General features: G+C 65.5%; 9 protein-coding genes. 4 read left to right on the top strand and 5 right to left on the bottom strand.

Annotated elements, in window-relative coordinates:
* Window positions 1-63 precede the first annotated feature (63 nt).
* Window positions 64-888 (bottom strand): invasion associated locus B family protein, encoded by an 825-nt coding sequence (locus L6637_RS01495; protein ID WP_237862295.1) that lies wholly within the window; start codon window positions 886-888, stop codon window positions 64-66.
* Window positions 889-1,146: 258 nt separating this feature from the next.
* On the opposite strand from L6637_RS01495, the gene L6637_RS01490 reads away from it, so the two are divergent.
* The 3 genes from L6637_RS01490 to L6637_RS01480 all read left to right on the top strand — a co-directional run bounded on the left by L6637_RS01490 (window position 1,147) and on the right by L6637_RS01480 (window position 5,807).
* Window positions 1,147-2,991 carry an extracellular solute-binding protein gene (locus L6637_RS01490; RefSeq protein ID WP_237868834.1) on the top strand — a complete coding sequence of 615 codons (1,845 nt, stop codon included), beginning with the start codon at window positions 1,147-1,149 and terminating at the stop codon, window positions 2,989-2,991.
* Window positions 2,992-2,995: 4 nt separating this feature from the next.
* On the top strand, window positions 2,996-4,498 hold the full coding sequence (locus L6637_RS01485) for an AMP-binding protein (RefSeq protein WP_237868832.1): 1,503 nt from the start codon (window positions 2,996-2,998) through the stop codon (window positions 4,496-4,498).
* Window positions 4,499-4,583: 85 nt separating this feature from the next.
* Window positions 4,584-5,807 carry a GGDEF domain-containing protein gene (locus L6637_RS01480; RefSeq protein ID WP_237862292.1) on the top strand — a complete coding sequence of 408 codons (1,224 nt, stop codon included), beginning with the start codon at window positions 4,584-4,586 and terminating at the stop codon, window positions 5,805-5,807.
* A 39-nt stretch (window positions 5,808-5,846) separates the two neighbouring features.
* Here L6637_RS01480 and L6637_RS01475 read toward each other — a convergent pair whose 3' ends face one another.
* The 3 genes from L6637_RS01475 to L6637_RS01465 all read right to left on the bottom strand — a co-directional run bounded on the left by L6637_RS01475 (window position 5,847) and on the right by L6637_RS01465 (window position 11,080).
* Window positions 5,847-6,977 (bottom strand): acyl-CoA desaturase, encoded by a 1,131-nt coding sequence (locus L6637_RS01475; protein WP_237869982.1) that lies wholly within the window; start codon window positions 6,975-6,977, stop codon window positions 5,847-5,849.
* Between the two features lie 297 nt (window positions 6,978-7,274).
* Window positions 7,275-10,793 carry a transcription-repair coupling factor gene (gene mfd / locus L6637_RS01470; protein WP_237868830.1) on the bottom strand — a complete coding sequence of 1,173 codons (3,519 nt, stop codon included), beginning with the start codon at window positions 10,791-10,793 and terminating at the stop codon, window positions 7,275-7,277.
* Window positions 10,790-11,080, bottom strand: coding sequence for an FAD assembly factor SdhE (locus L6637_RS01465; protein ID WP_237862290.1), 291 nt, complete (start codon window positions 11,078-11,080; stop codon window positions 10,790-10,792). Before L6637_RS01465 ends, mfd begins: the two co-directional genes overlap by 4 nt.
* A 185-nt stretch (window positions 11,081-11,265) precedes the next feature.
* On the opposite strand from L6637_RS01465, the gene recG reads away from it, so the two are divergent.
* The gene (gene recG / locus L6637_RS01460) at window positions 11,266-13,374 is read left to right on the top strand and encodes an ATP-dependent DNA helicase RecG (RefSeq protein ID WP_237868828.1); all 2,109 of its coding nucleotides are present in this window, start codon (window positions 11,266-11,268) and stop codon (window positions 13,372-13,374) included.
* Here recG and panE read toward each other — a convergent pair.
* Window positions 13,371-14,300, bottom strand: coding sequence for a 2-dehydropantoate 2-reductase (gene panE, locus L6637_RS01455; RefSeq protein ID WP_237868826.1), 930 nt, complete (start codon window positions 14,298-14,300; stop codon window positions 13,371-13,373). The two genes, recG and panE, sit on opposite strands and share 4 nt — an antisense overlap.
* Window positions 14,301-14,350: the final 50 nt, after the last annotated feature.

Here is a 14,350-nt window from a genome sequence, read left to right as displayed (position 1 = left end):
CAAGCAGGCAGCAAAAAAAGGCGCCCGATCGGGCGCCTTTTTCATGTCCGGGACTGAGTCCGATTACTTTTGGCCCGCCGGAGCTGCAGCGGGTGCACCAGGCGCCCCGCCGTTTTGCTCCAGCTTCTTGCGCTGCTCTTCAGCCTTCTTCTGAAGCTCTTCCTGCAGCTTCTTCTGGGTTTCCTCAAACACCTTCGGATCGGTCGGCGGACCGTCATAGGCCTTCTGGAATTCACCGGTGAGCGGCAGAGGCAGGGTCAGCGGCGCACCGTTGGCGTTGATCGCCTGCACCACGAGGTTCTGGCCCTTCTTCAGGTTGGCGATCAGCTCGGGCGTTGCCTCGTAGTCGGACATACAGCCGTTCTGGAAGCAGATCACATACGGGCTCTGCAGCGGCGGGTTGTTGTCGACGATGATGCGGGTGCCGTGCACGAGCTGCATGCCGAGCGGCAGCGTCACGCGCAGGATCTTCTTCGGCTCGCCTTCCGGCTCGATGATGACAGCGGCGATGACCGGCTGGCCTGATTCGATGCGACCGTCCTTGCCGGTGAAGCAGACCTGCTTGGCGTTGGCATCCTGGCCCTTGAGGCAGAACTTGGTCCAGGGCGCGTAGATCAGCTGGATCTGCTGATCGGCGGGCTGGGCACCCTGCGCCGCCGGAGCACCCGGCTGTGCCGGAGCCTGCTGGGCCTGGGGAGCCGGCGCGGGCGCCGGAGCAGCCTTGGGAGCTGCCTTTGGAGCGGCTTTCGGGGCAGCCTTGGGGGCGCCCGGGGCCGGTGCGGGGGTCTGGGCTTCAGCGGCAAACGGGATGGCCAATGCCGTCGCCGTCAACAGAGCGAGAACTCGCCCGCGCGGCCGGACGGACGCGGCCAAATAACGGAAATTCATTGCAGAAAACCCTTTCTGAACGGGAAGTGCCCGAACCGCTCCGAAGCACCGAACCAAGCCGCCTTGGGCGCGGCTCTCTCCCCGTCAATTGAGGCAGATCAGTGACGGGCTCGGCGCTCTTGCGCGATTGCGTGCCTTCTTAACGTGGTCGACGGAAAGATCAATGCCGACAAGCGTCTTTGGCCACATCCGGGCGGACGCCCAGTGAAATCCCTGTGATAGGATTCCCTACACCAGCCCTCGAATCAACGTGTCCGAATGTTCATGTTCCAGCGCCTGCTCGAGGGGCCCGGTCTCCGTCTTTGCAGCCTCGCCTTGATCCTCAGCGTCGGCCTGATCGCAAGCGCTGGGCAGGCCGAGGAGTTGCATGCGATCGCCATGCACGGCAAGCCAGCGCTGCCGGCCGATTTCACCCACATGCCCTACGCCAATCCTGACGCCCCCAAGGGCGGCCGGCTGACCTGGGGCATTCTCGGCACGTTCGACAGTCTCAATCCGTTCATCGTGAAGGGATTGGCGGTGCAGCCGATCCGCGCCTACGTGGTCGAAAGCCTGCTGGCGCGCGGCCAGGACGAGCCGTTCACGCTCTACGGCCTGCTCGCCAAATCCGTCGAGACCGATGACGAGCGGAGCTACGTCACGTTCCACATCGATTCACGTGCGCGCTTCTCCGACGGCAAGCCTGTGACCGCCGAGGACGTGCTGTTCTCCTGGCAGCTGCTGCGCGACCATGGCCGTCCGAACCTCCGGCAGTACTATTCCAAGGTCGCCAAGGCGGAGGCACCCGATCCCCTCACCGTCCGCTTCGATCTCACCGGGGCCGACGACCGCGAGCTACCGCTGATCCTCGGCCTGATGCCAATCCTCCCCAAGCACGCCGTCGACGTTGCGAATTTCGAGGAGACGACGCTGTCAGGACCGATCGCCTCCGGCCCCTACCGCGTCACGGCGGTCAAGCCCGGCGCCAGCGTCACCCTCACACGCAATCCCGATTACTGGGGCCGCGATCTCCCGGTCAATCGCGGGCTCTTCAATTTCGACGAGATCCGGCTCGACTATTATCGCGAGGCCAATGGCCAGTTCGAAGCGTTCAAGCGCGGCCTCTATGATTTCCGCGTCGAGAACGAGCCGCTGCGCTGGCACGACGGCTACGATTTCCCGGCCGCCAAGAGCGGCGAGGTGATCCGCGACACCTTCAAGCCGGGCGTGCCGCAGCCCTCGGAATTCCTGGTGTTCAACACACGGCGTCCTGTATTCGCCGACATCCGCGTGCGCCAGGCGCTGACGCTGTTGTTCGATTTCGAGCTGGTCAACCGCAACTATTTCTTCTCGCTGTATTCACGCGTCGCCGGCTATTTTGCCGGCTCCGAGCTGTCGGCCTATGCTCGGCCCGCGGATGCGCGCGAGCGCGAGCTGCTGAAGCCTTTCGCGGCGCAGATCCCCGAAGATATCATGGATGGCAGCTACCGCCTGCCCGTCACCGACGGCTCGGGGCGCGACCGGACCACGCTGCGTGCAGCGCTGAAGCTGCTGTCGGACGCCGGCTACGATCTCGAAGGCACCGTGCTGCGCAACCGCCAGACAAAAGCGCCTTTCACCTTCGAGATGCTGGTGACGACCCGCGACCAGGAACGCATCGCGCTCGCGTTCCAGCGCGACCTCAAGCGCGCCGGCATCGATGTGAGCGTGCGCGCGGTCGATCCGGTGCAGTTCGACCAGCGCCGGCTGTCCTACGAGTTCGACATGATCCAGAACCGCTGGGATCAGTCGCTGTCGCCCGGCAACGAGCAGTACTTCTATTGGGGCAGCGCGGCGGCCGACAATCCGGGGACCCGAAACTATATGGGCGCGAGGGATCCCGCGGTCGATGCCATGATCAAGGCCCTGCTGGAGGCCCGTGATCATACGGATTTCGTCGATGCGGTGCGGGCGCTCGACCGCGCCTTGATGGCGGGCTTCTACACAATCCCCTTGTTTAACGTATCCGAGCAATGGATCGCGCGCTGGAATCGGATAGAACAACCACAGGCCACTGCGCTCTCAGGCTATTTGCCGGAGACTTGGTGGTCGAAGGGTGAGCCTCAAGCCAGTCCAGCGAAGTGACGCCGTGAACCAGCCAGCCGTATCGCCGACGCTCGACACGCTGTTCCAGCGGACGCTGATGCGGCAGCCGCACGCGCCCGCTTTGCTCGACCCTCTCAACAAATCCCGCATCACCGGCCACCAGCCGCGGCGGCTGACCTACGCCGAGGCGGACACCGCCATCGAGGCGCTGTCGGCGCATTTCGTCGAATCGGGCCTACCGGCCAATTCGGTGATCGCGATCCAGTTGCCCTCGACCATCGAGTTCGTGCTGACGGTGCTGGCCGCCCATCGCGCCGGCCTGGTCGTGGCCGTGCTGCCGCTACTGTGGCGACAGGCGGAACTGGCGGCCGCGCTCAACCGCACCGCGGCCCGCGCCATCGTCACCATGAGCAAGGTCGACAGTGTCAGCTACGCCGACCTCGCGATGCACGCAGCCGCCGAGGCCTTCTCGATCCGCCACGTGTTCGGCTTCGGCACCGATTTGCCCGAAGGCATGGGTTCGCTCGACGAGGTGCTGGCACGCCCGCCCGGCACCACGCGCGCCGTGATCCAGGACGGCCGCAAGGCGGCGATGATCTCCTTCGACGTCACGGCGGAAGGTTTCCGCCCGGTGCCGCGGCCGCATTTCAGCCTGATCGCGGGCGGGCTCGCGATGTCGCTGGAAGCCGACATCCAGCAGGGCGCCACGGTGATGTCGGCGTTCACACCGATGTCGTTCGCGGGCCTCGCCTCCTCGCTCGCGGCGTGGCTGTTGTGCGGCGGCACGCTGGCGCTGCATCATCCGTTCGAGAGCGAGGTGCTGGAGCAGCAGATCAACGAGCACGCCTGCGACGTGCTGATCGCGCCGGCCCAGCTCGCCCTGCGCCTCGGCGATTCCGGTCTGGCGGCGCGGATGCCGACCTTGCGCAATGTCATCGGGCTCTGGCGCGCGCCGGAGCAGGTGGCGGCGAGCGAAGCCTGGATCGCGCCGCATGCGCCGCTCACGGACGTCTACCTGTTCGGCGAGGCCGGTCTGTTCGGCGCCAGGCGCGGCGAGGACGGCGTGCCTGTCGCGGTGATGCCCGGCCCGCACGGCGCTCCACGTGAGCAGTCCAGCTCCTCGATCGCCGGCGAGATCCTGCTGACGCCGAAGGGCACGCTCGGCCTGCGCGGCCCGATGGTGCCGATCGCGGCCTACGCGCCGCCGCAGCCGGTCGGCGAGACGCTGACGGCCCAGCCGCCACGCGACTATGTCGACACCGGCTATGCCGCCCGGATCGACCGCGCCAGCGGTGCAATCTGCATCACTGCGCCGCCATCCGGCATCATGGCCGTCGGCGGCTATCGCTTCCTCTCCAACGACCTGCAGGAATGGGCGCGCCGGCTCGGCCAGGGCGCGCTGCTGACGGCCCTGCCCGACCGGCTCTCGGGCCATCGGTTGGCGGGCCGGGCCCAGGACAATGCCCGCGCCCGCGAGGCGCTCAGCGAACTCGGTCTTAACCCCCTGATGGTTGAGGCTTTTCGCGACCGCTCCGGCCCGGTTTGAGCGCAGTTTTGCCTGATACATTGACGCTGCATTAAGGCGGCCGGACTAGATTGCGCAGCATCGATTGCGTGATCAGAGTATCCTGATGTCCCAGGCGGGCCCGATCCTCTTTGTGTCCAATTCCGAGCGCCCAGCCTTCCTTGCGGCGCTGGACGAGGCCCGTCTCTTTCCCGTCGTCGACAGCGATTGGGCGAGCGCGTCGCGCGCCGTCGAAGAGGTGCAGCCGGCCGCCGTCCTTGCGGCGATGTCTGGCGGACACGAGCCGTACATGCCCCTGCTCGCGAAGAAGATCGCGGATCAGCCGCTTTATCTGCCGCTGGTCGCGCTGGATGCGCAAGCAACGCTGCCCCACAACGCGCTGCCTTTCGCCACACGCGGCAATGCCGCCGAACGCCTGATCGCGCGCCTGCGCGCCGCGATCCGCATCCGCACGCTGCATGCCACCGTGCTGCGCCGCCTGCCGGAGGTGAAGGTCGCTCTGCCGGACGCCGATCCCGTGCGCGATGCCATCGTGCTCTTGATCGGCCGCGGCGCCGCCTACCCTGCGCTGTCGGTCGCGCTCGGCGAGCGCACCGGCGTCGTCGGCGCGCTTTCGATCGAGGCCGCCGCCAAGCATCTCAATACACGCGATATCGACGGTGTCGTTCTGTCTGACGGTTTCACCCCGCGCGTCACCGACGCCTTTCTCACGGTGCTCGCGGAGGATACGCGTTTCCGCAACCTGCCTGTGGTTGTCACCGCGCATCAGCTCACGCAGAGCTATGACTTGCCCAATCTCGAGCTGATCCCCGGCGAGCCCACCAAGGTCGCCGCCAACGCACTGCCGTTGATCCGCCAGCACGCCATGGAGGCGCAACTGAGCCGCACGCTGCGCTCGATCGACGCCGGCGGCTGGCTCGATCCGCGTAGCGGTCTCTTGACGGTGGAAGCCTTCGCCCGCGACTTCGCCAAGGCAGTGGAGCAGACGCTCGTCCGTGGCGGCGGCCTGTCGGTAGCACGCTTCGCCTTCGACCCCGGTAATCCCCGCGCGCAACTCGATGCTGCGCGCATCCTCAGCCGCCTGATGCGGCAGATGGACTTTGGCGCGGCGCAGAAGGACGGCTCTGTCATCGTGGTGTTCGCCGAGACCGACTTCCGCACGGCGCACATGATCGCCCGCCGCTTGTCGGCGGTAATGAAACACACATCGAACGGCAAGCACGAGATGCGCAGCGATCCCGTGGTGTCAGTGGACTCGCTGTCGCCGTCGGATACGGCGAGGTCGCTGCTCGGACGGCTGTCGGCCGATGCATCGCGCGCGGCGTCCTAGCCATCCGCGCGCCACGCCTCCAGAAGAAATAACCGCGCGCTAAACGCGCCCCTTGGATTTCGCGTTGGTCGCCAGGGCGGGCGCAGGAGCGGCCAGGAGAAAACCGACGGAATCATTCAGAAGCTCGTAGGCGCGGTCGACAATGTCGTCCAGCGATATCGTCTTGGCGAACATGCGCTGCGCTTCGGCCAGCAACTGGTCGCGGGTCGGCATGCTGGACAGGCGCAAATCGGCGTGGTGCTGCAACTGACTGAGCGTGTCCCGGACCGACAATTCGGTCTCGTGGATCGACGTTCTGATGGCATGCGCGATGTGCTCGGGGTTGAAGCGGGCGGCGAGCTGCTCGGCCGCTTGCTTGACCACCCGTGATCCCAACCGATGCTCGTTGCGCAGAACCTGCTTGGGCGGCATCTTCATATCCCTGACAATGCCGAGCCAGGACAACGCCACCAGCACGTAATAAGTGAGGTCAATCTCATACCAGTGGAAACCCTGCCGCGCACTGGCCTGATAGGCATGATGGTTGTTGTGCCAGCCCTCGCCCATCGTCAGCAAAGCAAGCAGCCAATTGTTGCGGGAGTCATCGCCGGTCACGTACCGCTTGCGCCCGTGCACGTGTGCGAGCGAGTTGATGCAGAACGTGGCGTGATAGAGCAGCACGGTGCTCCAGAGGAATCCGACCACAAGCCCCGACCATCCGGCAACAAGGAAGCACAGTGCGGCGAGCACGACTGAAGGCAACAGCTCCAGCCGGTGCAGCCACATCAACTCGGGATACGACGCCAGATCCGCGACTTTCACGAGGTCAGTCGCATCATGCTGCCGGTAAAAGATCCAGCCGACATGACTGAACACAAAACCCTTGTGCCGGGGTGAGTGCACATCCTGCACCGTATCCGAGTGAAGATGATGATGGCGGTGCTTGGCAGCCCACCAAAGCACGCTCTTCTGAGCGCTGCTCTGCGCGAGGAAGGCCAGGATGAACTGAAACACCCGGCTCGTCGCGTAGGATCGATGCGAGAAGTACCGATGGTATCCGCCGGTGATCCCGAACATGCGCAACCCATACAGGGCGGCGCACATCGCGGCCGCTTGCCACGTGACGCCAGACCAGATGGCCGCGAGGCATCCCGTATGGATCAACACGAACGGGAGGACCTGCGGATACATGACATCGTCGTGGTCGTGCTCCGAGTTCTGCTCTGATTCCTGGCTAGAACCGGTATTGATAGACACGCGCGCGACCTCACCTGTTTCGACGTGCGGGCCAACCCGCAAACCGGTACAAAAAAACCGCGGCCGGTAAACCAGTCGCGGATCGACGGATACGGTACGCAGGACTCAGTTAGTGAATTCGGAATCTGGCGGCTGCTTCGTCATTCCGCAAGTGCCGATATGTCGCTGTTTTCAGACCTTGGCACGGCGCAGCCTGTATCGTGGTGCGCCGCCTCCGCAATACTACGGACTCTACGCCGCCTTCTTGCTCTTCGCGAGCTGCGCCAATTGCCGCATGATCTCGGTGGTGCCGGCGAGGCGCTCTTCCGGCGTCTCCCAGTCCTGCAGGAACACCACCTTCATGTCGGGCCGCACCTTGGCGGCCTGACCGTGGCTCTTGATGAACGACACCAGGCGATCAGGGTGAGCAAACGAATTGTCGCGGAAGGTGATGACGGCGCCCTTCGGGCCGGCATCGATCTTCTCGACATTGGCCTGGCGGCAGAACGCCTTGATGGCGGCGACCTTGAAGAGATAGCGCACCTCGTCGGGCAGCACGCCGAAACGATCGCGCATCTCGGCGCCAAAATTCTCGATCTCCTCCTCGCTGTCGAGATCGGCGAGCCGCCGGTAGAGCGACAGCCGCACCGAGAGATCGCTGACATAATCCTCCGGAATGAGCACAGGCATGCCGATGGTGATGGTCGGCGACCAGCGGTCGGCGGCGGGCTCGGACACGCCAGCCTTGAGGTTGACGATCGCCTCCTCCAGCATCGACTGGTAGAGCTCGAAGCCGACCTCCTTGATGTGGCCGGACTGCTCTTCGCCAAGCAGGTTGCCGGCACCTCTGATATCGAGGTCGTGCGAGGCGAGCTGGAAGCCCGCGCCCAGCGTCTCCAGCGATTGCAGCACGGTGAGCCGGCGCTCGGCCTGCGCCGTGATCTTCTGCTGCGACGGCAGCGTGAACAGCGCATAGGCGCGCAGCTTGGAACGGCCGACGCGGCCGCGCAGCTGATAGAGCTGGGCAAGGCCGAACATGTCGGCGCGATGCACGATCAGCGTGTTGGCGTTGGGGATGTCGAGACCGGATTCTACGATCGTGGTCGACAGCAGGATGTCGAACTTGCCGTCGTAGAAAGCGGTCATGATGTCTTCGATCACCGCCGGCGGCATCTGGCCATGCGCGACCGCGACCTTCATCTCCGGCACGTTCTTGTCGAGGAAATCCTTGACCTCGGCGAGGTCGTCGATGCGCGGCACGACGTAAAACGCTTGGCCGCCGCGATAGCGCTCGCGCAGCAGCGCCTCGCGGATCATCAGCGGATCGTGCGGAGCGACGAAGGTGCGGACCGCGAGGCGATCGACCGGCGGCGAGGCAATGATCGAGAGCTCGCGCACGCCGGTCAGCGCCAGCTGCAATGTGCGCGGGATCGGAGTTGCCGACAGCGTCAGCACGTGCACCTCGGACCGCAGCGCCTTCAGCCGCTCCTTGTGGGTGACGCCAAAGTGCTGCTCCTCGTCGACGATGACGAGGCCGAGATCGCGGAACTTGATGGCCTTGCCGAGCAGCGCGTGCGTGCCGACGACGATATCGATCGAGCCGTCGGCGATGCCCTTCTTGACCTGGTTCAGCTCCTTGGTCGGGATCAGGCGCGAGGCCTGCGCCACGTTCACAGGAAAGCCCTTGAAGCGCTCGGTGAAGGTTTTGGCGTGCTGGCGCGCCAGCAGCGTGGTCGGCACCACGACGGCGACCTGCTTGCCTTCGAGCGCGACGGCAAACGCGGCGCGGAGCGCCACCTCGGTCTTGCCGAAGCCGACATCGCCGCAGATCAGCCGGTCCATGGGGCGGCCGAGCTCGAGATCCTTCAGCGTGGACTCGATGGCCCCTAACTGGTCCTCGGTCTCGTCATAGGGGAAGCGCGCGCAGAACTCGTCATAGAGGCCCTGCTGCACCGGCAGCTTCGGCGCCTCATGCAGATGGCGCGCGGCGGCGATCTTGATCAGCTCGCCCGCGATCTCGCGGATGCGGTTCTTTAGTTTGGCCTTGCGCGTCTGCCAGCCGGAGCCGCCGAGGCGATCGAGCTCGACCGTGGTCTGGTCGGAGCCGTAGCGCGACAAGAGTTCGATGTTCTCGACTGGCAGGAACAGCTTCGTCTCGGCAGCATAATGCAGCTCGAGACAGTCATGCGGCGCGCCGGCGACGTCCAGCGTTTGAAGGCCAATGAAGCGGCCGATACCATGATCGACGTGGACGACGATGTCGCCGGCGGTGAGGCTCGTGACCTCAGAAATGAAATTGTCGAGCTTGCGGCTCGCCTTGCGCGGCCGCACCAGACGGTCGCCGAGAATGTCCTGCTCGCTGATGACAGCGATCTCGTCGGTCTCGAAACCGCTCTCCAGGCCAAGCACGGCGAGCATGGTCTCGTTGCGCGGGGTTGCCTGCACCGTGCGCCAAGTGTTGACGCTGGTGGTGTGCGTCAGCTTGTGGTCGCGCAGCATCGAGGTCATGCGGTCGCGCGAGCCTTCGCTCCACAGCGCGATCACAACCTTCTTGCGGCTAGACTGCAGGGCCATGACGTGGCTGACGACAGACTCGAACACGTTGACCGTGGAGTCGTTACGCTCCGGCGCAAAATCGCGGCCTTTGCGCGCGCCGGCGTCGACGACGCTGGTGCCGTCGGTCGGCACCGAGAATGCCGTCAGCCGCGCCAGCGGGATGTCGCGTTCGCGCTTGCTCCACTCCTCCTCAGTCAGATAGAGCCGGTCGGGCGGCAGCGGCTTGTAGATGGCGCCGCCACCCGGATGCTCCATCGCATCGCGGCGGGCCTCGTAATAGTCCTGGATCTGCTTGAAGCGCTCGCGGATGGCGTCCTCGGCCTGCGGCTCGATCGCGACGGCGGCGCCTTGCAGGTAATCGAACAGCGTGTCCATCCGGTCCTGGAACAGCGGCAGCCAGTGCTCCATGCCGGGATGGCGGCGGCCTTCGCTGACGGCCTCGTAGAGCGCATCGTCGCGCTCGGGCGCGCCGAATTCGGCGACATAGCCCATGCGGAAACGGCGGATCGTATCGGTGACGAGCTGGAATTCCGAGATCGGCACCAGATCGAGCGAACGCATGTCGAGCAGCGTGCGCTGGGTCTCGGCATCGAAGGAGCGGATCGATTCCAGGCTGTCGCCGAAGAAGTCAAAGCGGACGGGCTGCTCCAGGCCGGCCGGAAACAGGTCCAAAATGCCGCCGCGCACGGCGTATTCGCCGGGCTCGCGTACGGTGGACGAGCGGTTGTAACCATTATGCTCGAGCCAGGCGACGATGGTGTCCATCGGCACCACGTTGCCGGGTGCGACCGAGAGCGCCTGCGCCGCAACGAGTTCGCGTGCGGGCACGCGCTGCACAACGGCATTCGCGGTTGTCAGCACGATCAGCGGCTTGTCGCTGCCGGTGAGCGCCGCAAGCCGCGCCAGCGTGGTCAGGCGTTGCGTCAAAATGCCGCCATGCGGCGAGACCCGGTCATAGGGCTGGCAGTCCCAGGCCGGAAAAGTCAGCACCGGCAGATCAGGCGCGAAGAATTGCAGCGCGCGTTCGAGCTGCTGCATGCGCCCGCCGTCGCGGCAGACCACCGCGAGGCTGACAGCCGGCTTCTTCGGCCGCGCCGCGATCGCGCGCGCCAGATCTGAGACGATGAGGCCTTCGGCGCCCTCGGCGACATTGGCAAGCGTCAGCGCGCGGCCGGGCGTGAGCAGCTCGGCAGGAGATTTCATCCCTTGCTTCACGACTGGCGGTCCGCGATCGGATAGGCCTTGATGCGGGCGAACAGCGCGCCGGTGACCTCGGCTGGCAGCAGCTTGTCACCCGTGATGGCGGCATAGAGATCGGGATCGTTGACCTCGAGCAGGGTCTCGAGCTCGGTGAGCTCCGCGTCAGACAGGTTGCCGATCTCAGCATCCGCGAAGCGGCCGAGGATCAGGTCCATCTCGCGCGTGCCGCGGTGCCAGCAGCGGAACAGAAGCCGCTTGCGGCGATCATCCAGGCCGCTGCTCGATCGTGTCGTTCCCGTCATGTCTCAAATCCAGTCAAACGCCGAAAGCCCGGACGTGCCGGGCCGCCGTGATATAGCCACTGGAACTGCCGGTGTCAGCCCTCGATTTGGCATGGCGGCACCCGCTGGAGGCGCCACGAAAAAAGACGTGGATGCCCGGCATAAAGCCGGGCATGACGGGCCGAAACGATCCTAGATTCGCCCTCATGCGCCCCAGCCTGCTCAATCCGCTGTTTGCTCCCGTGACCAGCCTGCCCGGCGTCGGTCCGAAGCAGGACAAGCTGCTGCAATATCTGCTCAGCCGGAGCGAGACGCCGCGGCTGGTCGACCTGCTCTTGCATCTGCCGAGCCAGGTGATCGACCGCCGGGCCCGGCCGAAGATCCGCGACGCCGTCCAGGGAGCCATGGTGACGCTGGAGGTCACCGTCGATCGTCACCGCCCGCCTCCGCCGCGCAATGTGCGCGCGCCGTATTTGGTCTATGCCAGCGACGATACCGGCGATGTCGTGCTGACGTTCTTTCGCGCCAAGCCCGGCTATGTCGAGAAGCTGCTGCCCGTGGGCGAGAAGCGCTTCGTTTCCGGCACGTTGCAGATGTATGACGGCATCCCGCAGATCGTGCATCCCGACCGCGTGCTGGACGAGGAAGCGATCTCGAAACTCTCGGGGATCGATCCCGTCTATCCGCTCACCGAGGGTCTCGCGCTCGGCTCGCTCCGCCGCGCAATCGCGCAGGCGCTGCTCAAGCTGCCTGCGCTGCCCGAATGGATCAGCCCGGAGGTGCTGCGCCGCTGCAATTTTCCGCCTGTTGCGGAAGCACTCAATCGCGTGCACCAGCCGGTCGAGCTGACGGACATCCTGCCCGATCAGCGCTTCTGGTCACGCCTGGCCTTCGACGAGCTGCTGGCCGGCCAGCTCGCGCTTGCGCTGATCCGCGCGCAGCTGCGGCGGCCTGCCGGCGTGCGCAACGCCGGCGACGGGCACTTGCGCAACAAGATCATCGACGCCCTGCCCTATGCCCTCACGCCCTCCCAGCGCAACGCCGCGAAGGCGATCGCCGACGACCTGACGCAGCCCGTGCGCATGCTGCGCCTGCTCCAGGGCGATGTCGGCTCCGGGAAGACGGTGGTGGCGCTGCTAGCGGCTGCGGCCGTCGCCGAAGTCGGCAAGCAGGCCGCGCTGATGGCCCCGACCGAGATCCTGGCGCGCCAGCACATCAAGACCATCGCGCCGCTCGCCGAGCGCGCCGGCATGCGGGTTGCGATCCTCACCGGCCGCGAAAAGGGCAAGGAGCGGCGCGAGATCATCACCCAGCTTGCCGAGGGCGGGATCGACCTGCTCGTCGGCACCCATGCGCTGATCCAGGACGACGTGCTCTTTAGCGATCTTGCGCTCGCCATCGTCGACGAGCAGCACCGCTTCGGCGTGCGCGAGCGGCTGGCGCTGACGTCGAAGGGCGAAGCGGTCGATGTTCTCGTGCTGAGCGCCACGCCGATCCCGCGCACGCTGGTGCTCACCTATTTCGGTGACATGGACATTAGCGAGCTCCGCGAAAAACCCGCCGGCCGCCAGCCGATCGACACCCGTGCCGTCGCCATGAGCCGGCTCGGTGAGGTCATGGACGGCGTCGGCCGCGCGCTGGAGTCCGGCAAGCTGGTGTACTGGATCTGCCCGCTGGTCGAGGAATCCGAGGCCGAAGGCACCGAGCACCTCACCAATGCGACCAAGCGTTTCGAGAGCCTGCAAAAGCGCTTTGGAGATCGTGTCGGTTTGGTCCATGGCCAGATGAAAGGCATCGAGAAAGACCGTGTCATGGGGCAGTTCGCGGCCCACGAGATCGGCCTTCTGGTTGCGACCACCGTCGTCGAGGTCGGTGTCGACGTGCCGGCCGCGACCATCATGGTAATCGAGAATGCCGAGCGCTTTGGCCTCGCGCAGCTGCATCAGCTCCGCGGCCGCATCGGCCGCGGCTCGGAGGCCTCGACCTGCATCCTGCTCTACAGCGAGCCGCTCGGCGAGATGTCGAAGGCCCGGCTGAAGGTGATCCGCGAGACCACCGACGGCTTTCGCATCGCCGAGGAGGATCTGAAGCTGCGCGGCGAAGGCGATGTGCTGGGCGTGCGCCAGAGCGGCCTGCCCGGGTACCGCATCGCGCGCTCGGAGGTCCACGGCCAGCTCATCACGCAGGCCAGAGACGAGGCGCTTCGGATCATGAAGGACGATCCGAAGCTGAAAGGCGAGCGCGGCGAGGCGCTAAGGTGCCTGCTGTATCTCTACGAGCGGGACGAGGCGATCCCCTTGATCGGGGCTGGCTAGCTCGCGGCTCTCCGGCGCCCGACTTCATAAGCCGCAACATGCGCCCGTGCCAGATCCAGCAGCGGCGTTTCGATGCCAAGCGACCGTGCCCGGTTGGCCATATCACCCAGGATATGCTCGGACTCGGTCATCGAGCCGCGCTCGATGTCGCGCAGCATCGAGGCCTTGAGCGGCGAGTCCAGGGTCGTGAACAGTTTTCGGTCGAACTCGATGAACGGGGCCCGCGGCTCAAAACCCGAAGCGGTCGCAACTGTGCAGCATTCCGCGAACAAGCGAAAGATTGATTGCTCGCCGTTCGGAACGGCCAGGATGTCGCCGATGCTTGCGCGCATCAGGCAGGTGACGCCGGCGAGCGTCGAGAGCTGGACGAACTTTTCCCACATGTCCTGCATGATCGCTTCGCTGGCGCGCACGTCGATCCCGGGGACGTTGAACAGCTTCTCCAAAGCCAGCGTGCGCTCACTCAGCGCCCCCTTGGTCTCGCCGAAGACGATGGTCTGATTGGCCATGAACTGAACGACACGGCCATCCGCATCGAGCCCGGCGCTGACATTGGCCAAGCCACCGAGGACGCACGCCGCGCCGAACCGCGCGGTCAGAGCGTCGATATGTTTCAACCCGTTCAGGATGGGCAGAACCATGGTGTTGGTGCCGACGGCGGGGGCGAACTGGCTCATTGCGTCGTCGAGCGAGTAGGCTTTCACGCCGACGAGCACGACGTCGTAGGGCGCCTTGAGATCGCTGGCCTCGACGATCTTCGGCTGCACGGCAAAGTCGCCATGCGGGCTCACGATCCGCAATCCATCCCGGCGCAATTGCTCGGCTCGTTTCGCGCGAACCAGAAACGTCACGTCGCCACCTGCCCGCGCGACGCAAGCGCCGTAATACCCCCCGAGCGCGCCCGCGCCGATCACCAAAACCCGCATTCGAACTCCCATCGCAGAAATCCTGCGTCCGTAAAACAATAGCAGATGCC

This window comes from Bradyrhizobium zhengyangense (assembly GCF_022012435.1).
Classification (GTDB): Bacteria; Pseudomonadota; Alphaproteobacteria; order Rhizobiales; family Xanthobacteraceae; genus Bradyrhizobium; species Bradyrhizobium zhengyangense.
The sequence above is the reverse complement of the archived record's forward strand: the minus strand, read 5'-3'. Positions and strand labels throughout refer to the sequence as shown.